Origin of the sequence: Cryobacterium sp. TMS1-13-1 (assembly GCF_004403125.1) — a bacterium.
GTDB classification, from domain to species: domain Bacteria; phylum Actinomycetota; class Actinomycetes; order Actinomycetales; family Microbacteriaceae; genus Cryobacterium; species Cryobacterium levicorallinum.
Map to the genome: position 1 here is coordinate 200007 of NZ_SOGX01000007.1, position 21817 is coordinate 221823.

General features: G+C 66.6%; 20 protein-coding genes. 9 read left to right on the forward strand and 11 right to left on the reverse strand.

The features are described 5' to 3' along the window. Window positions 1-5: 5 nt before the first annotated feature. Entirely contained in the window at window positions 6-749 is a 744-nt protein-coding gene (locus tag E3T31_RS06615) for a sulfite exporter TauE/SafE family protein (RefSeq protein ID WP_134468039.1), read from the reverse strand. Between the two features lie 139 nt (window positions 750-888). Here E3T31_RS06615 and E3T31_RS06620 point away from each other — a divergent pair, with 139 nt between their 5' ends. Together E3T31_RS06620 and E3T31_RS06625 are read left to right on the forward strand one after the other, a co-directional pair. Beyond that, window positions 889-1569: an HAD-IA family hydrolase gene (locus E3T31_RS06620; protein ID WP_134468040.1), complete on the forward strand. Its 681-nt coding sequence runs from the start codon at window positions 889-891 to the stop codon at window positions 1567-1569. Window positions 1570-1755: 186 nt separating this feature from the next. After that, window positions 1756-2580: a DarT ssDNA thymidine ADP-ribosyltransferase family protein gene (locus E3T31_RS06625; protein ID WP_206750311.1), complete on the forward strand. Its 825-nt coding sequence runs from the start codon at window positions 1756-1758 to the stop codon at window positions 2578-2580. Window positions 2581-2715: 135 nt separating this feature from the next. On the opposite strand, the gene E3T31_RS06630 is transcribed toward E3T31_RS06625, so the two are convergent. Then, window positions 2716-3273, reverse strand: coding sequence for an MOSC domain-containing protein (locus E3T31_RS06630; protein WP_134468042.1), 558 nt, complete (start codon window positions 3271-3273; stop codon window positions 2716-2718). A gap of 139 nt (window positions 3274-3412) precedes the next feature. Here E3T31_RS06630 and E3T31_RS06635 point away from each other — a divergent pair, with 139 nt between their 5' ends. From E3T31_RS06635 to mgrA, 6 genes are all read left to right on the forward strand, one after another. Beyond that, window positions 3413-3700, forward strand: a complete 288-nt coding sequence (locus tag E3T31_RS06635; RefSeq protein WP_092448804.1) for a hypothetical protein — start codon at window positions 3413-3415, stop codon at window positions 3698-3700. 146 nt (window positions 3701-3846) lie between these two features. Then, window positions 3847-4335 carry a Dps family protein gene (locus tag E3T31_RS06640; protein WP_134468043.1) on the forward strand — a complete coding sequence of 163 codons (489 nt, stop codon included), beginning with the start codon at window positions 3847-3849 and terminating at the stop codon, window positions 4333-4335. 42 nt (window positions 4336-4377) lie between these two features. After that, the gene (locus E3T31_RS06645) at window positions 4378-5382 is read left to right on the forward strand and encodes an acyl-CoA dehydrogenase family protein (protein WP_134468044.1); all 1005 of its coding nucleotides are present in this window, start codon (window positions 4378-4380) and stop codon (window positions 5380-5382) included. Then, window positions 5376-6800: a PIG-L family deacetylase gene (locus E3T31_RS06650; protein ID WP_134468045.1), complete on the forward strand. Its 1425-nt coding sequence runs from the start codon at window positions 5376-5378 to the stop codon at window positions 6798-6800. The genes E3T31_RS06645 and E3T31_RS06650 overlap by 7 nt, the downstream gene beginning before the upstream one ends. Next, complete coding sequence (locus E3T31_RS06655; RefSeq protein ID WP_134468046.1) at window positions 6797-7585, forward strand: glycosyltransferase family 2 protein; 789 nt, start codon at window positions 6797-6799, stop codon at window positions 7583-7585. Before E3T31_RS06650 ends, E3T31_RS06655 begins: the two co-directional genes overlap by 4 nt. Before the next feature lie 64 nt (window positions 7586-7649). Then, complete coding sequence (gene mgrA / locus E3T31_RS06660; RefSeq protein ID WP_134443627.1) at window positions 7650-8675, forward strand: L-glyceraldehyde 3-phosphate reductase; 1026 nt, start codon at window positions 7650-7652, stop codon at window positions 8673-8675. Window positions 8676-8841: 166 nt separating this feature from the next. Here mgrA and E3T31_RS06665 read toward each other — a convergent pair whose 3' ends face one another. From E3T31_RS06665 to E3T31_RS06695, 7 genes are all read right to left on the reverse strand, one after another. Next, entirely contained in the window at window positions 8842-11514 is a 2673-nt protein-coding gene (locus tag E3T31_RS06665) for a DEAD/DEAH box helicase (protein WP_134468047.1), read from the reverse strand. A gap of 2 nt (window positions 11515-11516) precedes the next feature. Continuing rightward, entirely contained in the window at window positions 11517-13631 is a 2115-nt protein-coding gene (locus E3T31_RS06670) for a S9 family peptidase (RefSeq protein ID WP_134468048.1), read from the reverse strand. A gap of 88 nt (window positions 13632-13719) precedes the next feature. Further along, window positions 13720-14883, reverse strand: coding sequence for an imidazolonepropionase (gene hutI / locus E3T31_RS06675; RefSeq protein ID WP_134468049.1), 1164 nt, complete (start codon window positions 14881-14883; stop codon window positions 13720-13722). Then, window positions 14880-16199, reverse strand: coding sequence for a formimidoylglutamate deiminase (locus E3T31_RS06680; RefSeq protein WP_134468050.1), 1320 nt, complete (start codon window positions 16197-16199; stop codon window positions 14880-14882). Before E3T31_RS06680 ends, hutI begins: the two co-directional genes overlap by 4 nt. After that, window positions 16196-17386 (reverse strand): allantoate amidohydrolase, encoded by a 1191-nt coding sequence (locus tag E3T31_RS06685; RefSeq protein WP_134468051.1) that lies wholly within the window; start codon window positions 17384-17386, stop codon window positions 16196-16198. Before E3T31_RS06685 ends, E3T31_RS06680 begins: the two co-directional genes overlap by 4 nt. A 2-nt stretch (window positions 17387-17388) precedes the next feature. Continuing rightward, on the reverse strand, window positions 17389-19071 hold the full coding sequence (hutU, locus tag E3T31_RS06690) for a urocanate hydratase (protein WP_134468052.1): 1683 nt from the start codon (window positions 19069-19071) through the stop codon (window positions 17389-17391). A gap of 59 nt (window positions 19072-19130) precedes the next feature. Further along, the gene (locus E3T31_RS06695) at window positions 19131-19784 is read right to left on the reverse strand and encodes an IclR family transcriptional regulator (protein WP_134468053.1); all 654 of its coding nucleotides are present in this window, start codon (window positions 19782-19784) and stop codon (window positions 19131-19133) included. 504 nt (window positions 19785-20288) lie between these two features. On the opposite strand from E3T31_RS06695, the gene E3T31_RS18650 reads away from it, so the two are divergent. Then, window positions 20289-20639 carry a hypothetical protein gene (locus E3T31_RS18650; protein WP_198416986.1) on the forward strand — a complete coding sequence of 117 codons (351 nt, stop codon included), beginning with the start codon at window positions 20289-20291 and terminating at the stop codon, window positions 20637-20639. Between the two features lie 115 nt (window positions 20640-20754). On the opposite strand, the gene E3T31_RS06715 is transcribed toward E3T31_RS18650, so the two are convergent. Next, on the reverse strand, window positions 20755-21192 hold the full coding sequence (locus E3T31_RS06715; protein ID WP_134468054.1) for a hypothetical protein: 438 nt from the start codon (window positions 21190-21192) through the stop codon (window positions 20755-20757). 37 nt (window positions 21193-21229) lie between these two features. Continuing rightward, window positions 21230-21724: a hypothetical protein gene (locus E3T31_RS06720; RefSeq protein WP_134468055.1), complete on the reverse strand. Its 495-nt coding sequence runs from the start codon at window positions 21722-21724 to the stop codon at window positions 21230-21232. Between the last annotated feature and the right edge of the window lie 93 nt (window positions 21725-21817).

Sequence of the window (21817 nt, forward strand, 5' to 3'; positions counted from 1 at the left end):
CGCGGTCAGGCGAGCAGCTCGAGCACGCCGCGCACGATCGTCGCAAACGACCCCAGGTACGCCACGATCACGAGCAGGCGGCGGGCTACGTGCGGCTCGATCACCCGCGACAGCAGGTCGCCGACGATGAGCCCGACGATGCAGGCACACCCGATCAGAATCCAGACCAGCACGGGCAGCTGCGGCACGCCGGCGGATCCGAGGGCGAATTTGGACGACAGCGAGGTCAGCCCGATGGTCAGAAAGTACGGCTGCATGGTCGCGGCGAAGGACCGCTGCGGCCAGCCTGTGGCGATCGCGTAGATGCTCACCGCCGGGCCGCCGACGCCGGCCGTCGTGTTCATGACCCCGCTGGTCATGCCGGCCATCACGCGAAAACTCAGCCGGTCCCGCACGACAACCCGGCCGAGATTCACCGATACGGTCAGCCCGGCGGCCACGAGTACACCGATCGAGATCTCAAGCCAGGCCACCGGTACGAACTGCAAAACGTAGGAGCCCGGCACGATGCCGATCACGGCGCAGACCGCCAAAATTCCGTAGCGCCGCCAGTCCACGTCCCGAAACACGCGCATCAGGATCACGCCGGCGGTAAGCGCCCCGCAGACATTGACGACGATGACACCGTCAATCGGCCCCAACAGGAGGACCAGAAAGGGCGCAGCGACCAGGGCGAACCCCATGCCGGTGATGCGCTGCATGCTCGAGCCGATCAGCACGGCCGCAATCACCAGAACGGTCGTCCACACGGTACGGTCTCCCAGCTCGGTTGTTGCACCCAACGTTACCGGCCCAGACCACACCAACCGACGTCGCGGACGCGTGGGCTACCGTTAATGCGGGGCCGCCGCACGGCAGTCACCCGACAAATCGACGAAAGGACAGTGAATGCCCCACGCGAGCTTGCCCACCGAGAACGTTCTGCAGGGGCGCACCTTCGATGCCGTACTGTTCGATATGGACGGCACCCTCATCGACTCCACGCCGGCGGTCGACCGCTCCTGGGCTGCCTGGGCGCGGGAATGGGGAGTGGCGAAGGACGACACCGCCCACGGCCGTCCGGCGCGCGACATTATCGAGGAACTGGTACCGGCCGACCGGGTAGACGAAGCCATTGCCCGCGTCCTCGCTCTCGAAACAGCCGACACGAACGATATCACCGTGCTGCCCGGCGCCGCCGCGCTCATGACGAGCCTGCCCGAAGCCCGGCGCGCGATCGTCACGTCCTGCGCCCGGCCGTTGGCCGAAGCGAGGCTGGCAGCATCCGCTTTTCCGGCACCCGCGGTGATCGTGACCATCGATGACACTCCGAACGGCAAGCCCGAGCCCGACCCGTTTTTGGAGGGGGCCGCGCGGCTTGGCGTAGACCCGAGCCGCTGCCTGGTGATCGAGGACGCACCCGCAGGTTTGCAGGCCGGTCGCGCCGCCGGCTGCACCACGATCGCCGTCACCGGAACCTACCCAGCCGCCGAGCTCGACGCCGATCTGGTCGTGCCCGGGCTCGACTCGATGCGCATTGAGGTCACGCCTGACGGTTTGATCGTTCACGTGGAGTCACCGAAAAGCTAAGAACGGTCACCGCCCGGGCCCAAATGAACGTAACGTTGATAGGCGGTATGCACGTTCGGCTTTTCCGGGTGGCGCGAGCCGCGAAGAGAAAGGTTTTGGCACTTGGACGACGAATGCATCCACGGACTTGAGGGCAAATTGTGCGCCCTGTGTTATCCCAAAGTCGTTACTGAGCCCCTGGTGCCGGTGAAGAAGACCCGCGCTCCCAAGCTGTCGTCCCTGCGCGACCCGCTGCCCACGGCGGCTACGCCCGCCGCCCGCGCGGCCCGCCCGGTTCGAGTCGCCGGCGCCCCCCGCCCGGTGCGCGCCGAGAAGGTCTCGACCGACAACGTCGACGAGCAGCGCGTGTACCACCTCACCCACATCAGCAACCTCGCCGCCATTCTGCGCGACGGATGCCTGTTCGCCAACGCTGCGCTCACCACCCGACCCGCCGTGGACATCTCGGCGCCCGCCACGCGCGAATCGCGTCGCGACGCCCTCGTCGCTGGAACTGACCGTAGTGTCGCCGAGTACGTGCCGTTCTTCCTGTCGCCGAATGCGACCGTGTGGGAGAGCATTCGTGCCGAGTCCACCGACCCGCGCCTCGCCCTCGACGCCCACGGCTCCGAAGCCTTCGACTTCGTCATGCTCGTGAGCACCGTGAAGAAGATCAACGACGGGCTCGCCGCTGTAACGGATGCTTCCACCACCGACGACGAGACCCCCCTCGTTCCCCGCCTGGTCGCCGTCACCAGCGGTGATGCGGCCGGATCGCTCACCCGGTTCGGTGCCACACCCGCGACGGCTGAGCGCATGCTGCAGACGCTCCGCGCCGAAGCCGACGGCGCGATGATTCTCGAAGCCGAGCTTCTCGTTCCCGGTTCTGTTCCAATGGAGCTGGTCACACTCATCGGCGTCTGCAACGACAATGTGCGCGAGACGGTTCGGGGCATCCTGAAGGCGAGCGCGTTCAAGCCCAAGGTCGCGGTCTATCCGCCGTGGTTCCACAGCTCCGCCGACGCCGAGTAGCCCGACCCTTTTCTGTCCGGGCCCGGGCCCGGAAACGGGGCCTATGTTCTATCATGGGCCCCGTTCCCTAAGGTGGGCCCCGGGGGCGGATGCGGGCGTGGGCCCGGTCGCAGGATGGCCGGGCTATGGGTCCTGCTACACGACCCCGAGGGGCACGTGTTCGCCGGCGGGCAGCTCCACCCGAATGCCGTCGCCCGGGTTCACGACCCCGCCAATGACGACCACGCCCATGATGCCGCCGCGGCGGTGCACTGCGCCGACGGCATCCGTTGTGATGAGCTGCTTCATCAGGCCTTTTTGGTAGCCGTTGATGAGCGAGCACGGGCTGCGCATTCCGGTGATCGAGACCACGGCCTCGGCGCCGAGATGCAGCCGGGTGCCGAGCGGTAGGGTCATCAGGTCGATTCCGGCGGTGGTCACGTTCTCGCCGAGCTCGCCCGGCGTCACGGCATACCCGGTCGGCACGAGGTCGTCGAACAGCTCGGCGGCCATGAAGTGCACCTGGCAGAGGTTCGGTGCCAAGGGGTTGCGCTTTTTCGCGTAGCGGTGCTGCACGGTGACTCCGGCGTGGGAATCGCCCTCGACTCCGATTCCAGCCAGCAAACGGATGCTGCCCACCGCCGGCTTGCTGAACCGGTGCTCGTCGTCGCGGCTGACCGAAACGACCGTGCCGGGGCGCTTGTCGTGTGTCATGCAGACGATTCTGCCACAGGCGCACGCGCGTTCGAAGGCATGCCAGCAGCCCTGTAACCGGATACGTCACCGTGTCTGTGTAAACCCGTTGACGCGGCACCGCCCGAGGCCTACATTGCATCAATGGAAAGGTTTCTCAATGACCAGTGTTGCGCCCGCCAATAACGACCAGCCCAACGAATCCGCGTCCGTTTTTCCGCGCGCGGAAGACGTCGCCCCGCACATTGCGCGTCCGTACCGAGCTCTCGAACGTGAACTGGAACGGGCGGTGCGCGATCGGGTGGAGGTCAACCTCCGGGTGACCGCGGCGGTCAACGCCATGCGCGACGGCGGATGCTCCTGGGCCGACATCGCACGAATTCTTGGTACCGCTCCGCAGACCGCACACAAGAAGTACAGCAAGCCGCGCCCGCCGCGAGGCGACTGACGGGCGAGCGGCCATCAGCACGCCCGAAAACCGGGGGCCACACGTCGGGTCAGCGGCCGCCCAATAGGGGTGATAGGATTCTGGACCAGATTCGCCTCCGGTGATATAGTCTCGAGTCAAATTCCCCCCCCAATTGAGAGGACACCATGAAAGCCTCAGAAACACTCAGTAATAACCTGCAGTCCGTTCTGGTCGACCTGATCGAGCTGCACGTGCAGGGAAAACAGGCGCACTGGAGCGTCGTTGGAAAGAACTTTCGCGACCTGCACCTGCAACTCGACGAGATCATTCTCGATGCGCGCGAATTCTCCGACGAAGTAGCCGAGCGAATGCGCGCCCTCGACGCCATGCCCGATGGCCGCAGCGAGACGGTCACCCAAACCACCCATCTGCCCAAGTTTCCCGATGGCGAAGTCGACACGGCGGAGACGGTGACGCTCATCACCGAACGACTCGATGCCACCGTCGACAATATTCGCAAGGTGCACGATGAGGTCGATGAGGAAGACCCCACGAGCGCGGATATTCTGCACGCGTTCATCGAGAAGCTCGAGCAGTATTCCTGGATGGTCAGCGCGGAGAACCGTAAACCGCGCAAGCGCGCAGCACTGAACTCCGCCTCGCGGGCGTCGTAACACATCGGTCTCGGTTGATGCCGCGTGGGTCGAGGGGGAGTAATGAGGCTTGAATCGCAGCTTCGACCGGCCCCGCTCAGTGCCGCTGCATTGGAGGTCAACGGTAACGCGCAGCGGGCGATTGCACTCGCGAGCAGTCTCGCATCCGTTCCCCGCCCGGGGGAGGGAAAAACGGCCGTTCTGTTCGACACGCTGTGCACGCTCGCGTCGGCCGACCTCACGGCAGCACGAGTGGCCGAGGCGCACCTCGATGCGCGGGCGATTCTCGCCCAGGCCGGCCTGGACGCCCAGCCCGATCACACCTGGGGCGTGTTCGCCGCGGAGACCGCTGGCACCGTGCTCACAGCGACGCGAGAGGGCGACCGCTGGCGGCTCGACGGCACCAAGCCGTGGTGTTCCCTCGCGGGACTGCTGACTCACGCGCTGGTCACCGCCCACGTCGGCGACCACGGCAGACGCTTGTTCGCCGTCGACCTGCGGCAGGCCGGCATTACGGTACATGACGAGCTGTGGATCGCCCGCGGCCTGCCGCAGGTGAAGAGCGGCCCGGTCGATTTCGACGGTGTTCCGGCCGATGCGGTTGGTGATGAGGGCTGGTACCTGCGCCGGCCTGGGTTCGCGTGGGGCGGTATCGGAGTCGCCGCCGTGTGGTGCGGCGGTGCCGTCGGCCTGGCGCGCACCCTCTACGACTGGACCCAGGGGCGCGCCCCCGACCAGATTGCGCTCGTCCATCTCGGCGCCGTCGACGTGGCAGTGACCACTGCGGCGACGGCACTGGCCGCGGCCGCGGCCGCGATCGATGCTGGCGCGGCCGACGGACCGGCCGGTTCCCTCCTGGCCGCCCGGGTGCGCGGGATCGTCGCGCGCGCGGCCGAAGACGTCATATTCCATATCGGGCATGCCCTCGGACCGGCGCCGCTGGCCTTGAACGATCGGCACGCGCAGCGGGTCGCCGATCTGCAGCTGTACGTACGCCAACACCATGCCGAGTACGATGACGCTGCGTTGGGACGCATGCTCGTAACGAAGGGGAGTGCACCGTGGTGACATTCAGCAACGTCGATGACGGAACACCCGAGAAGAGCTGGGAGGCAGCGAACTGGCCAGACCGGTTCGCCACGCTGAGCACGGACGGGCTCGGCCGTCTCGTCGTGGTCGCGGCGCATCCGGACGACGAAAGCCTCGGCGTTGGCGGATTGATCGCGCACGTTGCGGGGCTCGACGTGCCGATCGTGGTCATCGTACTCAGCAACGGCGAGGCGTCTCACCCGAACTCCCCGACCCACGACCAGGCCAGACTCGCCCAGATCCGCCGCATCGAAGTGACGGATGCTCTCGCACACCTGGCACCGAACGCGCAGGTGCACCTGCTCGAGCTCCCCGACGGCAAACTCGCCGAGCACATCGACCTGGCCGCCGGGGCGATCATCGAGGCGATCGGCGACGTGGGCGCGTCGACCTGGGTGGTGGCACCGTGGCGAGCCGATGGGCATCCGGATCATGCGGCAGCCAGCGCGGCCGCCGACCGAGCCGCACGAGAACGCAGCGCCCGCCTGTTCGAGTACCCGATTTGGGCCTGGCACTGGTCAAACCCGGATGCCCCCATCTGGTCGGACTCCACCGTGCGCGTCTTTGATCTGCTGCCGACCGAGCGCAAGGCCAAGGCGCGCGCTCTGGCGCTGCATCGCAGTCAGGTCGGCCCGTTGTCGGATTCGTTCGGCGACGAAGCGATCGTACCGGCCGGTTTTCAGGAACATTTCACGCGCACCTTCGAGACCCTCATCGAGGTGACCGTGAAAAAATCTGGAGGTGCGCCAGCGCGCCCGCAAATGGATGCCCCCGCACCCGCCGACCCGAATTACACGCTCACGACCGGGTACTTTGACTCGATCTATTCCTCGGGTCCGGATCCGTGGGGGTTCGAGACCCGCTGGTACGAGAAGCGCAAACGAGCCGTCCTGATCGCGGCGCTGCCCCGGCAGCGCTTTGGCGCAGCCCTCGAACTCGGCTGCTCAACCGGTGTGCTCACGGCCGAGCTGGCCGAACGGTGTGACACCGTGCTCGGCATTGATCTGATCGAACAGCCGCTCAGCCTTGCACGAGCGCGACTCGCCGGCCAGCCCGGCGTGAGCTTTGAGCGGCGAACGGTTCCGGCGGACTGGCCGGAGGGGGAGTTCGACCTGATTGTGCTGTCCGAGGTCGGATATTACTGTTCCAGTGCCGACCTGCGGCGACTGCTCGAGCGCTGCCGGGCCAGCCTCGCCCCCGACGGGGTTCTGGTGGCCTGCCATTGGCGACACCCGGTAGCGGAGTGTCCCCTCACCGGCGATGCTGTGCACACGCAGCTCACCCACGTGGTCGGGCTGCAGCGCACCGTGCATCACCTCGAACGCGACTTCGTGCTCGAGGTGTATGAACCCCGGCCCGCACTCTCGGTCGCGCAGCGCGACGGCCTCGTGCCGTGAGCGTACAAACAAGTCGGTCGAGCCCCGAATTCGTCACCATCGTGGTGCCGGTGCGCAACGAGGAAGTCCTGCTGCCGCGCGCCCTGGCAGCACTCGCCGTGGCGATCGACGCGCTCGCCGTGCTGCCGCAGCCGGACCGCCCAGCGGTGTCGGTGCTGCTGGTCCTGGACCAGTGCACCGATTTGTCGGCCCGAGTCGCCGCACTCTGGCCCGACTTCGACCGAGTTGAAATTGAGGCCGGCGCCGTCGGCGTGGCGCGTCGGTTCGGTGTGCAGCGCGCGCTGCGCCGGCTGGAAGCGGTCTCGGCGTCGGGTGTGGCGGCATCCGCTGTGGGTGATGGCCAAGCCGAGCGAATCTGGATCGCCAGCACCGACGCGGACTCGGCCGTGCCGCCGAACTGGCTGATCACCCAGTTGGCGTTTGCCCGCAACGGAGTTGATCTGGTGCTCGGAACGGTGCAACCCGACGACGAACTGGCCGCCCACGAGCTGGTGCACTGGGAATCCCTGCACAGGATCGGTGAGGGGCATCCGCACGTTCACGGCGCTAATCTGGGTGTGCGGGCTGATCGATACCTGGCCGCCGGCGAATTTGCGCCGGTCGATCGCGATGAAGACAGGCTTCTCGTGGCAGCCCTGCGTGAACTGGGGGTCGCCGAGGCACGCACGGCGTTGATTCCGGTGCTGACCTCGGGGCGACGCGTCGGCCGAGCCCCGGCGGGATTCGCCGAGTATCTGCGCGAACACATCAACCCCGATTGGGCTGACACCGAAGCGGTGCACTGATTCGCAGGCCAGCTTTCGTACAAGCCTCTGGCGTGGCGTGGCCTGAAAGTGGAAGAATAATCGAATGACTTATCTTCCCAATGACTCTCGATATGAGTCCATGCCCTACCGTCGCGTCGGACGCAGCGGCCTCAAACTTCCCGCCATCTCCCTCGGGCTGTGGCAGAACTTCGGCGATGACAAGCCGCTCGCAACGCAACGGGCGATTCTACGCCGGGCCTTCGACCTCGGCATCACCCACTTCGACCTCGCCAACAACTACGGCCCCCCGTACGGCTCAGCCGAAACGAACTTCGGTCAGTTGTTCCGCGAAGACTTCGCCGCCCACCGTGACGAGGTCGTGCTCTCGACCAAGGCCGGCTACGACATGTGGCCGGGCCCCTACGGAAACTTCGGCAGCCGCAAGTACCTGCTGTCGAGCCTCGACCAGTCGCTCGGCCGCATGGGCGTCGACTACGTTGACATCTTCTACTCCCACCGCGCCGATCCAGACACCCCGCTCGAAGAGACGATGGGCGCGCTGCACACCGCCGTCACGAGTGGCCGCGCCCTGTATGCCGGGATCTCCTCGTACTCGCCGGAGCGCACCCGCCAGGCCGCGGCGATTTTGGCCGACCTCGGCACACCGCTGCTGATTCACCAGCCCTCGTACTCCATGTTCAACCGGTGGGTCGAGGGCGATCTGCTCGATACCCTCGAAGACATCGGAGCCGGTTGCATTGCGTTCTCGCCGCTGGCGCAGGGCCTGCTCACCGACCGCTACCTCGGGGGAATCCCTTCGGACTCCCGCGTCGCGCGGGAGGGTTCGGCCAAGAAATCCATGGTGAGCACCGAGGCGCTCGTGCACATCCGGGCGCTGACCGAGATCGCCGTTGAGCGCGGTCAGTCGCTCGCCCAGATGGCCCTGGCCTGGGTCCTGCGCAACTCCGAAGTGACCAGCGCGCTCGTCGGCGCATCGTCGGTCGCCCAGCTCGAAACGAACGTGGGCGCTCTGCAGAACCTCGAGTTCAGCGCTGCAGAGCTGACCGCGATCGACGTGCACGCCGTCGACAACGGCATCAACCTGTGGGCAGCCTCAAGCGACGTCTAGCCCCTCCCGCCGGCTCTCTTCCGGGCCGGCCACGTGGCTAATTCAGGAGATCCGCGGGGCCACGCCGGTCCCGACCTGCAATTGCGGGCCGGGCTGGCGGGCTCTGCGGCCGATTTCCTGAATTAGCCACCGGAAGTGGCGGTGACGCTCTGACCAGGGGCGGCGGTCAGGGCTCGAGCAGGCCGCGAATGTCGTCGGCGGTCAGCGCGGTGCTGAACAGGGCGTCGTCGTCGAGCACCGCGCTGAACAGCTGCGCCTTCTGGGACTTGAGCGCCATCACCTTCTCCTCGATCGTGCCGGTCGCGACCATCCGGTAGACCATGACGTTGCGGGTCTGGCCGATGCGGTGGGTGCGGTCTACGGCCTGCGCCTCGGTCGCCGGATTCCACCAGGGGTCGAGCAGAAAAACATAGTCGGCTTCGGTGAGGTTGAGGCCGAAGCCACCGGCTTTCAGGCTGATCAGAAACACCGGGGCCGCGCCGCTCTTGAACCGGTCGATCACCTCGCTGCGCCGTAGCGTCGACCCGTCGAGGTAGCAGTACGGAACGCCCAGAGCGTCCAGCCGGGCGGCGGCGAGCTTCAGAAACGACGTGAACTGGCTGAAAATCAGGGCCTTGTGCCCCTCGGCGATGACGTCGTCGAGCTGCTCGAACAGGGCGTCGAGCTTGCTGGAGCGCACGCCGACATATTTCTTATCGACCAGCGAGGCGTCGAGGCTCAGCAGTCGCAGCAGGGTGAGTGAGCGAAAAATAATGAAGCGGTTCTTGTCGAGGTCCTCGATCAGCCCATACAGTTTCTGCCGTTCGCGCTGCAGGAACGTGTCGTAGAGCTTCTGGTGCGCCGGGTTCAGCGCGATCTGCAGTTCCTGTTCCTGTTTCGGCGGCAGATCGCGGGCGACGACCTCTTTGGTGCGGCGCAAAATCAGCGGGCGGATGCGCCGGCGCAGCTTGGCGAGCCGCTCCGGGCTCGATCCAAGGGTCACCGGCCGCACGTAGTCTTCGGTGAATTTGCGCGCGGACGCGAACAGTCCGGGTGCGACGATGCTGAACAGCGACCACAGGTCCATCAGGTTGTTCTCCAGCGGAGTGCCCGTGATCGCCAGTTTGAACGGTGTGTTCAGCTCCTTCGCGCAGGCGTAGGCGCGGCTGGTGCGGTTCTTCACGAACTGCGCCTCGTCGAGGATGAGGCCGCCCCAGCTCACGGCCTGGTAGGCGTCGAAGTCGAGACGGAACAGAGCGTAGGAGGTGACGAGCACGTCGACGTCGGCGGCGGCATCCGCTAGCTGCGTACGGCTTTTGGCCTCGGTCGCCGTCACCGTGCGTATCCGCAGCCCGGGAGCGAACCGGGTGGCTTCGTTCAGCCAATTCATGACAACGGATGTCGGCGCCACCACCAGAAACGGCCTCGAGTCGCGCGCGTGCACCAGCAGCGCGAGGGTCTGCAGGGTCTTGCCGAGCCCCATGTCGTCGGCGAGCACCCCGCCGAGCTGGTGCTTCCAGAGGAAGGCGAGCCAGGCGAACCCCTCCTGCTGGTATGGGCGGAGGGTCGCGTGCACGCCAGCGGGGAGGTCGACCGGGTCGATCCCGGTCAGATCTTTCAGACCGGCGGCGGCCGCTCGCCACGACACGGCCGGAATGGTCTCATCGGCGAGATCCTCAAAATCGCTCCACAGGCTGGCCTGATAGCGGCTGATGCGCAGGCCGGTCTCCCATTCGTGCAACGCGCGGGCCTCGTTGATGAGCTCGTGCAGCTGCTCGAACTCGGGGCTCTGCAGCGAGAGATAGCTGTTGTCGACCAGTTTCAGGCGGGTCTGCCCCTTCGCGAGGGCCTTGAACAGTGGGCCGAACGGCACTGTGATGGCGCCGACCGTGACGATCACGCCGAGGTCGAACCAGTCGCGCTGGTCGGTCTCGACCGTCGTGATCACGAGGTGGGGTGTTTCGGTGCGCTCAAAGTCGTCGGGCAGCACCTCGGGAAAGCGCACCGAGGAATCCATGCTGGTGACCGCGACGGTGCGCTGCAGGGCCGGGTAGACCGTGCCGAGAAACTCGGCCGTGTCGGCCGCGGGAACGCTCGCCGCCTCGACCTGCCGGACCAGGTGACGCTGTTCGCCGCTCAGCGGGCCGGCGGCCGGGGCGAGCGTGAACACGGTCGGCGTGCCGAAGCGCACGCTGTAGATACCGTGGCCGGCGATGACTCCGGCGGCCTCGAGCGGATGGTCGACGCCGTCGATCTGCAGGCGGGACTGCAGGAGCAGCGGGCCGACAGCATCCGTTTGCGAGGCATCGAGACTGATCTCGGCGAGCGAACCGACCCGCACGACGACGTCTTTTCTGTTGCCGACGAAGCCGATGCCGAGCTGCTCGGCCTCGCGCAGCAGCGGCCACAGCAGCGGGCTCGTGAAGTTGTCGAGGTAGATCCAGTCGGTTTCCTGGCTCGTGTAAACCTCGCGCACGGCCTTGTACAGGGCGGCGAACTGGGAGATCCAGCGGTGGTGTTCGGGGTCGAGGTTGAACCGGTTCAGCTGAAAGGTGAGGTGGCTCCAGGTGACATTGCTGCGCACCCAGTTGCCCTGCGCATTGTGGATGACCGGCCGAACGCCGAGTCGATAGTCGCCGTGCCCGGCCACGAGCGCCTTCACCGGTTTAGCGGTCGGCCCGCGCCAGCGGTCGTTGGTGCGCGGAGTCTGCTCGCGCAGCTCGAACTGCAGCCCCATCGGCACTTTCGGTCCCGTGGCCAGCGGTCTCGGCTGCCCAAAATTACCGATCCGCAGGCCAGCGGATGCCGGCGGTTCCCCCGGCAGCACCAGCCGCTTCCAGGCTGGGGTGCCCTCTGACATTTCTAGCTCTCGGGCACGTTCAGGCCGGCGGTGTCGAGCACCCAGGCGTAGTTGAACGCGCGTTCGTGCCAGGCACTGTAGCGACCGGAGACTCCGCCGTGGCCGGCTGACATTTCGGTCTTGAGCAGGGCATCCGCTCCCACCTCGCGCAGCTTGGCCACCCATTTGGCCGGCTCCACATAGAGCACCCGGGTATCGTTCAAGCTGGTCACGGCCAGAATCGCCGGGTAGGTTACGGCACGCACGTTCTCGACGGGGGAGTAGGACTTCATGTAGGCGTACACCGCGGCGTCGTGCAGCGGGTCACCCCATTCGTCCCACTCGATCACGGTCAGCGGCAGCGAGGGGTCGAGAATCGAGGTCAACGCATCGACGAACGGCACCTCGGCGAGGATGCCGGCGAACAGCTCGGGTGCGAGGTTCGCGACGGCGCCCATGAGCAGTCCGCCAGCGCTGCCGCCCTCGGCGACCAGCCGGGCCGGGGTGGTGAAGTCTGCGTCGATGAGGTGTCGGGCGCAGCTCACGAAGTCGGTGAAGGTGTTACGTTTGGTCGTGGTTTTGCCGGTTTCATACCAGGTGCGGCCGAGTTCGCCGCCGCCGCGCACGTGCGCGATGGCGAAGATCATGCCGCGGTCGAGCAAGCTGAGTCGGGCGATGCCGAAGCCGGGGTCGATGCTGTGCTCGTAGGATCCGTAGCCGTAGAGCAGGGTCGGCGCCGGGGTGCCGGGCGTGACGAGGTCGCGGCGGTAGACCAGCGAGATCGGCACCCGGGTGCCGTCCTCGGCGGTCGCCCACTCGCGGCGCTGCTCATAGAGCGCCGGATCGTAGCCGCCGAGTACGGGCTGCTGCTTGAGCAGGCGTCGTTCGCCGGTCGCGACGACGAGGTCGTAGACCGTTGACGGGGTGATGAAGCTCGTGAAGCCGAACCGCAGGGTCGGCTGGGTCCACTCCGGGTTGCCGGCTGAACCGACGGCAAACAATGGTTCGTCGAAGTCGAGCTCGGTCAGGCCGCTCGCGTCGTGTCGGTCGATGGCGAGGCGGGTGAGGCCGTCGCGGCGGTACTCGACGACGAGAAAGTCGGCGAAGGCGTCGACGCTTTCCAGCCGGATCTGCGGGTCGTGCGGCAGCAGCATCCGCTTCTCGCCTTGCGGGTCTGCGGCTGCGACGCTGACCAGTTCGAAATTGACGGCCGCGCCGCCGTTGTGCACGATCAGCAGGCGGTCTTCCGCGGCGATCACGGCGTGCTCGACATCGTATTCCACGTTGTCCTGGCGCGGCCAGACCACGGCGAAGTCGCCGGTGGGGTTGCTCGCGTCGAGCACCCACGATTCGGTCGTGACGCTGGATCCGGCCTCGATCATGAGGAATTTGCGGCTGCGGGTGATGCCGACGCCCACCCAGAATCGTTCGTCGGGCTCGTGAAAGATGCTGGCGTCAGCGACTTCAGCGGCACCGATTTCGTGCCGCCACACGGTGTCCGGGCGCCAGGCGTCGTCGACGGTGGTGTAGAAGAGATAGCGTCCGCTCGGGTCGAACAGAGCTCCGGCGCTCGTGTTTTCGATCGTGTCTGGCAGGTTCTCGCCGGTCGCGATGGTGCGCACCCGAATCGTGTAGCGTTCGTCGCCCTCCACGTCGACGGCGTAAAGCAGCTGGGTGCCGTCGTCGCTGAGGTCGAAGCTGCCGAGCGAGAAGAACTCGTGGCCGGCCGCTTCGACGTTGTCGTCGAGCAGGATCTGCTCGCCGGGCACGCTCTGGTTGGTGCCGAGCACGGGCGCCGCCCAGTCATCCGGGCCGCTGATCGGTGCGCGACAGTGGATGCCGTATTCCTGGCCCTGGACCGTGCGGGTGTAGTACCAGAAGGCGCCGCGACGCACCGGAACGCTCAGGTCGGTCTCCTGGGTGCGGTTCTTGATCTCGGTGAAAATCTGCTGCCGGAGTGGTTCCTGGGTGGCGGTGCGGGCCTCGGTGTAGCTGTTCTCGGCCTCGAGGTGGGCGATGACCTCGCGGCTGTCCTTGTCGCGCAACCACTCGTAGTCGTCGACGTAGACGTCGTTGTGGTGCTCGCGGCATTGCGGCTTCTTGGTTGCCAGGGGAGGGGTGATCGCGCGAGAGGTCATCCCCCCAGCGTAGTTTGCCGCGTCTCGCCAGAGCGGGAAAAAGGTTGCTTCGGGTGTGCTGAAGCAGCTATTTTCTCGCTTTCGCGGTTCAGGCCACCCGCACTCCCCGTCTCCAGACGTTTGCGGTTAGCGGCACGCCGGGGCGGTAGGCCAGGTGCGAGATAGACGGGGCGTTCAGAACCTGCAGGTCGGCCAGGCCGCCGACCCGCAGCGAGCCGACGGCATCCGTTCCCTGATCGCGGCCGAGCGACCGGGCTGCTCCACGGGTCGCCGCCCAAACCGCCTCGGTCACGGTCAGCCCCATTTGCAATACCGCGGTCGCCACGCAGAAGGGCATCGACGTGGTGTATGAGGTGCCTGGATTGCAATTGGTCGCCAGGGCGATGGCGACACCGGCGTCGAGCAGCTGGCGGGCCGGCGGAAACGGTTGCCGGGTGGACAGGTCGCAGGCCGGTAGCAGCGTGGCGACCGTGGCCGACGCCGCCAGCGCGTCGATATCGGATGGCTCCAGGTAGTTGCAGTGGTCAACGCTGTGGGCGCCGAGTTCAGCGGCCAGCCGCACGCCGCCACTGAAGCCGAGCTGGTTGCCGTGCACGCGCAGCCCGAGGCCGGCGGCCCGGCCGGCCAACAGCACCTCCCGCGTTTCTTCCACGTCGAACGCGCCCTGCTCGCAGAACGCGTCGATGAACTGCACGTAGGGAAGCACCGCGGCGAGCATCGGCCCGGTGACGAGGTCGAGGTAGTCGCGACGATCCAGCCCGTTCGGCACGATGTGGGCGCCGAGATAGCTGACGACGTCGGCGACACGGGCGGCGGCCCGGGCCGACCGCGCTTCGCTGTCCACGTCGAGCCCATACCCGGTTTTGGTTTCGAGAAAGGTGGTGCCCTGCGTTTCGGCTTCGTGGCGCAGGCCCAGCGCTGTGGCTACAAGCTGCTCCTCGGTCGCCGCGCGGGTTGCGGCGACGGTCGTGTTGATGCCGCCGGCGGCATACTTCTGGCCGGCCATGCGGGCTTCGAACTCTGCCGAACGGTCGCCGCCGAATACGAGGTGGGTGTGCGTGTCGACCCAGCCGGGCAGAACGGCGCGGCCATCGACATCCGTTCGATGATCGGCAGCGGGGGCCGAGGCGGCCGCACCGATCCAGAGGATGTGGCCGTCGCCGATGACGAGTGCCGCGTCGTGCCTGCGCTCGCCGGATTCATCGTGCGTGGTCAGTTCACCTATTCCGGTGATGAGCTCGGTGCCGCTCATTCGCTGAGCCTTCCAAGCGCGTCGGCCATCAGCTCCGACGGCCGCGCGCCGCCGACCAGCCGACCGGCATCGGCCACGACGTCGCCGCCCACGATGACCCGCAGCACATCGGAGGCGGTCGCGGTCAGCGGAAGCTGCTCGACAGACGATCCGACCGTGCGCACGCCGGCGGTGCTGATTTCGACCAGATCGCACGGGTCGCCCTCGCGCATCGTGAGGCGGCCGAGCCCGAGCGAGGCATAGCCGACGCTCGTGGCAGCGGTGAGCAGGGCGGTCGGGGCAAAGCGTCCGCGCTGTCGCGAGGCCAGCCGCTCGCCCATTTCCAATCCGCGCATCTCCAAAAACGGGTCGATGACGGCGTTCTGATCGGAGCCGAGGGCAATCGGGCAGCCCGCCTCGGCCAGGGCGAGCGCCGGACCGATTCCGTCGCCGAGATCGGCCTCGGTGGTCGGGCACATTACGACGGTCACGCCGGCGTCGCCGAGCAGCGCGCGGTCCGCGTCGCTCAGATGCGTCGCGTGCACCACACTCAGTCGCGGTGCGAGGGCACCGAGCGAATCGAGCACACCGGTCGGGGTCAGGCCATACGCCGCGAGGCAATCCGCGTTCTCCTGTGGCTGCTCCGACAGGTGCACGTGCAGCGGAACGTCCGCCGGTAACCCGGCGAGCACTTCACGCATCGCCTCGGGCGTGACGGCACGCACCGAGTGCAGCGCGGCGCCGAGGGTTACGAGGTCGTCGTTCCCCAGTGCTGCGCGCAGTGAGTGCCATCGGGCCAGCCAGCTTGCGGCGTCAAAGTCGCCGAACGCCCGCTGTTCGGGTGCCAACTCCTGCCCGATTCCGCCCTGCAGATACACCGTGTCGAGCAGCACCAAACGGATGCCGACGGCCCGCGCCGCCGCCGCAAGCGCCAGTTCCATGGCATGCTCCGTCTCATACGGTTCGCCATTCGCGCGGTGATGCACGTAGTGAAACTCGCCGACGACGGTGTAGCCGCTCACGAGCATCTCGGCGAACACCGCCGTCGCCAGCGCCTGGTACTTCAGGGGGTCGAGCTGCGCGGCGACCCGGTACATCCGCTCGCGCCAAATCCAAAAATCGCCACCCTCGGTGTGGGTCTGACCGCGCAGGGCCCGGTGAAACGCGTGCGAGTGCGCATTACCGAACCCCGGCAACACCGTTCCCAAACGGATGTCCGCGGCCTCCGCCCCGTGAATCTGAACCCGAGAGATGCGACCGTGGTCGTCGACCTCGAGCCGCACCCCGGTCACGGCGACCCCATCGATCAGCAGGTACTCGCACCAGAATGCGTTCACAGTAGTTCTCTCAGCAGCAGTTCGAGCGCGTCGATGCCGGCCACGCAGTCCGCGGCTTCGGCGAATTCCTCCGGCGCGTGGGAGATTCCGGTCGGGTTGCGCACGAACAGCATTGCGCTCGGCATGTGGGCGGCGAGCACGCCGGCATCGTGGCCGGCTCCGGTCGACAGTTGTGGCACCTGGCCGAGCGCTTGCGCGAACCGCTCGCGCAAGCCGGGGGTGAACTGCACGGCGTCGGCCCAGGATTCCTCGGTGAGGGTGGCGGAGCATCCGTTCTGCTGAGCGGCCTGCTGGGCGCGGGCTTCAATGTCAGCCACGAGCAGGCGGGTTTCTTCGTCGGTCTCGGCGCGGGCGTCGAGCCAGGCGTGCACCGAACTGGCGATAACGTTGGTGCCGCCGGGGATCGCTTCGATGCGGCCGATCGTCGCCCGGCTTCCCGGGCGACCCAGAGCGGCGGCCTGCACACCCACGATGGCCTGGGCAGTGGCGACCATCGGGTCGCGGCGCTCGATCATGGTGGTCGCGCCGGCATGATTACCCTGGCCGGTGACGGTGAGGCGCCAGCGACCGTGGGCCAGAATCGATGATGCCACGGCCACCGGCTGGTCGAGGTCGATCAGGCCGCGGCCCTGCTCGACGTGCAGCTCGATGAACAGTCCGATGCGTTCTAGTGCAACGATGTCGACGCCGAGGTGCGCCGGGTCGACACCTACTTTCCGGGCGGCCTCGGCCAGCGTGACGCCGTCACGGTCGGACAAGGCGCGGGCCTGATCGGCGTCGATCGCGCCGGTGAGCAGCCGCGAGCCGAGACAGGCGATGCCGAAGCGGGAGCCCTCTTCCTCGGCGAACATCAGCACCGCGCACGGCCGGGTCGGCACAAACCTGCTTGCCTGCAGCCGGCCGATGGCCTCGAGCGAGGAGACCACTCCGAGCGGCCCGTCGTAGGCGCCGCCGCCGGGAACGGAGTCGAGGTGGCTGCCGGTGACGACCGCATCCGGTCCCGGCTGACCCCACCAGGCCCAGAGATTGCCGTTGCGGTCGGTTTCGACCTGCAGGCCGAGCCGTTCGGCGCGTTCGACGAACCAGGAGCGCAGTTCGAGGTCGGCCGCCTGCCAGAGATGGCGGGAGTAGCCGCCGCGCCGGGTGTCGCGGCCGACCTCGGCGATCTCGGCGAGACCGGCGAGCACGTTTAGTCCTCCCACATGGGTACGCGCAGGCCGCGGTCGCGGGCCACTTCCTCGGCCCGTTCGTAGCCGGCGTCGACGTGCCGCATCACTCCGGTGCCGGGGTCGTTGGTGAGCACACGCGCGATCTTCTCCGCGGCCAGCGGGGTGCCGTCGGCGACGATGACCTGCCCGGCGTGGATGCTGCGGCCGATTCCGACCCCGCCGCCGTGGTGAATGGAGACCCAGGTCGCGCCGGAGGCGGTGTTGAGCAGCGCGTTCAGCAGCGGCCAGTCGGCGATCGCGTCGGAGCCGTCCAACATACCCTCGGTCTCACGGTAGGGAGAGGCGACCGAGCCGGAGTCGAGGTGGTCGCGGCCGATCACGATCGGGGCGCGCAGCTCGCCGGAGGCGACCATGTCGTTGAACTTGAGCCCGGCGAGGTGACGTTCCTTATAGCCCAGCCAGCAGATACGGGCCGGCAGGCCCTCGAACTGCACCTTTTCCTCGGCCTTGGTGATCCAGCGGTGCAGCCCGGCGTCGTTCGGAAACAGCTCCAGAATGGCCTTGTCGGTGGCGGCAATGTCGGCCGGGTCGCCGGAGAGCGCCACCCAGCGGAACGGGCCCTTACCCTCGGCGAACAGCGGGCGAATGTAGGCCGGCACAAACCCCGGAAACTCGAACGCCCGCTCGTAGCCGCCGAGCTTCGCCTCGGCCCGAATCGAGTTGCCGTAGTCGAAGACCTCGGCACCGGCATCCTGAAATTCGACCATCGCCTTGACCTGCTTGGCCATGGCGGCGCGGGCGCGCACGGTGAATTCCTCGGGGTTTTCGGCCGCGTAGCCGTGCCATTCCTCGACGGTGACGCCCTCGGGCAGGTAGGACAGCGGGTCGTGCGCGCTGGTCTGGTCGGTGACTATGTCGATCGGTACCTGGCGGGAGCGCAACTCGGCGAACACGGTTGCGGCATTGCCGACCAGGCCGACCGACAGCGCCCGCCGGTCGGTCTTGGCGGCGAGCACCCGGGCGATCGCGTCGTCGAGATCGGCGGTCATCTCGTCGAGGTAACCGTGGTCGACCCGGCGCTGCAGACGAGCGGGGTCGACGTCGACGATCAGCACGACGCCGTCGTTCATGGTGACGGCGAGCGGCTGTGCGCCGCCCATGCCGCCGGCCCCGCCGGTCAAAGTCAGCGTGCCAGTAAGAGTTCCGCCAAACCTTTTAGTGGCCACGGCGCCGAAGGTTTCATAGGTGCCCTGCAGGATGCCCTGGGTACCGATGTAGATCCACGATCCGGCGGTCATCTGCCCGTACATGGTGAGCCCGAGGTGCTCGAGGCGACGAAACTCGGGCCAGGTCGCCCAGTCTCCGACGAGGTTGGAGTTGGCGATGAGCACCCGTGGCGCCCACTCGTGGGTGCGAAACACGCCGACCGGCTTGCCCGACTGCACCAGCAGGGTTTCGTCTTTTTCCAGCGTTTCGAGGGTGCGCACGATCGCGTCGAAGCATTCCCAGTTGCGCGCGGCCTTGCCGGTGCCGCCGTAGACGACGAGGTCGTCCGGGCGCTCGGCAACCTCGGGGTCGAGGTTGTTCATGAGCATGCGCAGCGGCCCTTCGGTCTGCCAGCTCTTCGCGGTCAGTTCGGTGCCGCGGGCGGCGCGAACGGGGCGTGCGGTGTGGGTAGTCGGGTGCGACGAGGTGTGAGTCATAGGTGGGGCTCCCTTGTTCTGGCGGGGCAGTGGATGGTGCGGGAAAGTTTCAGGGGTGATTAGCGGGCGTAGAGTTGGCGCGCTTCGCCGAGCAAGATCTGGCCGATACGTTCGATGCTTGACGTGGTGATGCGGTAGCTCGGAACGACCACACTGAGGGTGCCCACGATGCGGTCGCCGACAGTGATCGGTACCGCTATCGCCGTGACGTCACGCTCCACACCGTCACTCACGACGCAGTAGCCGGTGTCGCCGGTGCCGCCCTGCAGGGCCTTACCCGAGGCGCTCGAATCCAGGGGAAACTTGCGGCCCACCCAATTCGAGTGCCGAACGGAGTGGGTTCCTTCGACAATGGCCACGTAGAGGCCCTGTCGTCCCGGGGCCGGGATGCTCAGATACGCGGATTCTCCGGTTTGTTCGACAATTCGCGTCATCGAATCGCGACAGAGCGCCACGAGTGATTCCTGACTCAGGGCGAGAACGCCGAGCTGCACGATCGCCACTCCTGGGCGGTAGGAGCCCTCGTCGTCACGGCGAATAAAGGTGGCTGCCTCGAGGGTGCGCAAGAGGCGAAGTGCTGTGCTGGCGGAGAGATCGACCGCTTTCGCGGCTTCACCGAGGGTGAGTGAGCCTCGCTCGCAGACAACGCTGAGTAGCGCGAGGGCACGCTCGGCCGTTCGCGTGGTCGTGTCTGGTTTGGGTACTGCGCTCATGTCAAGCTCCTCGTGTTTCCATGCCACTCACAATTGCATTTAGTAGAACATCTATTTCATTAGATGACAAGAGGATTCAGTCATCATTGTTGCTTGAACGCCGGTCCGGTGCTCGCGATGAGTGCATAATCACCTTGTGGAGCGGATGTTTCGATCAAGTAACGTGATCATTGCCATCTGACGAGACCTTGACATTGTTTGGCTTTGGCCGTTATTTGTCATAGATTGACAATAAAGTTTCATTTTGAACGCCTATACGTCGTTGTCATCCACTACCTGATTCAGTAACCTCCCCGACCATGTCGGAGGAGCTCAGCGTTTGTTGCACCCAGACCAACCCTGACCTCGTCACGAGTTTCCGGGCGGCGCTCGCGGAATCGTTTGCGTATGCATCCGCTAATGAAGACGCTGTTCGGGAGATCATTCAGGACTACGCTTCGCTCAGCCCCGAGTTTGCCGCCGCGGTTGGCCTGTCGCGGCACCAGCTTCGAAGCACTGCGCGACGTGAAGATCACGACCCTGTTCGTCACGCACGACATCGACGAGGCCGCGTACCTGGTCGAGCGCGTCATCGTGCTGTCGTCGACGCCCACCATCGTGCAGCGAGAGATGGTTGTCGACCTGCCCGGGGAACGCGATCAGCTCTCCACCCGTTCGCTGCCGCATCCGCAGCAGAGATCAACGATGACTGCCTCGGGTGGACACAGCGCCAGGGTGTGCTCGACCAGGAACTCGGTTCGGCGACGCGGCACGAACACGCCCGCGTCGACCAGAATGTGCCGGCCGCAGAACTCGGCCCAGCCCACGCATCCGTCGAAGGTGAACGAAGAAGCTTTTGAGCTGCCGTGCACGTGATAGCGCGCATCTCTCGGCACCTGCTCGAAGATCTGGTGAGCTCCGCACCGCCGAAAAACCGGGAAATCGAGGCCGAGAACGCCAAAGCGCGCTCGCAGAAGCCGTTTGCTGCGGCCTAGCGGTTGTGACGATCCGCGTAGAGAACCATGGCGGCCGCCACCACGCTTGCCGCCGCGCCAAAGGCCACGCCGAAGGCGATGGTGATGCCCGCATACAGTCCGTCGTCCAGCATCGTCAAGACTGCGGCGATCGTCAGGGACAGCAACACCACACCGCCCATCGCGCCCAATGCGGCCACTGTCGTGCGCAGGCGCCGCGATTTAGTGAGCTTTCGATCAGCAATCGCCACCGCCACGAGACCGCCCAGCAAAGCGACCGCCCCGATAACGAGGCCGATCACGCCATAATTCGCCATGGAACGCACGACAAACCAGAACCGAAACTCGGTTTCACCGCTGCCGGCGTCGGTCATGACGACGGCGACGCAGGCCGCGATCAGAAACCCCACGATCGGTGCGAACACCGCGATGCGCCAGTAGCGCCGAACTATCATGTGCCCACCCTACGTTGCGACGGGTCGCACCGGCATTCTAGAAATCGACCCAGGCGCTGGGCAGCGGATGCTCCACCCGCTCTGGCCGGGTGCGCTCGCTTCGTCGCTCGGCCCGGAGCACCAGAAACGCTGCCGCGATCCCCGCCGCGGTAGCGAGCGCCACGGTGAAGGTGATGATGAGGTACGCCCAGCCCGTTCCGGTTATCCCCTGCACGGTGGCGAACACGATTCCGAGAACCAGCACGCCACCGGCCGCACCGAGGGCGGCCAGGGCGGTGCGCGCACCCGACGATTTTGCGAGGTGCCGGTCGAGGCAGCCAACCAGAACGACGCCGCCGACCAGCGCGGCGATGCTGACGACCAGGCCGACGGCACCGAAGCCCAGAATCGCCCGCACGACGCCTTCGATCGTCTGGCCGGCTCGCGCCTGGGGGTTACTGCCCAAGGACATCACTCCCACCACGGCGGCACCGAGGAGGAACCCGATCACGGGCGCAACCAGCGCGATGCGCCAGTAGCGGTGAACCATCATGGCTCCCACACTATGGGGCGCCGGCCCTTGAATGGGTGGGCGAACCGCATTATCGTTGGGGTCGAATTGTGGCCAGTACCGGAAGGACACGAA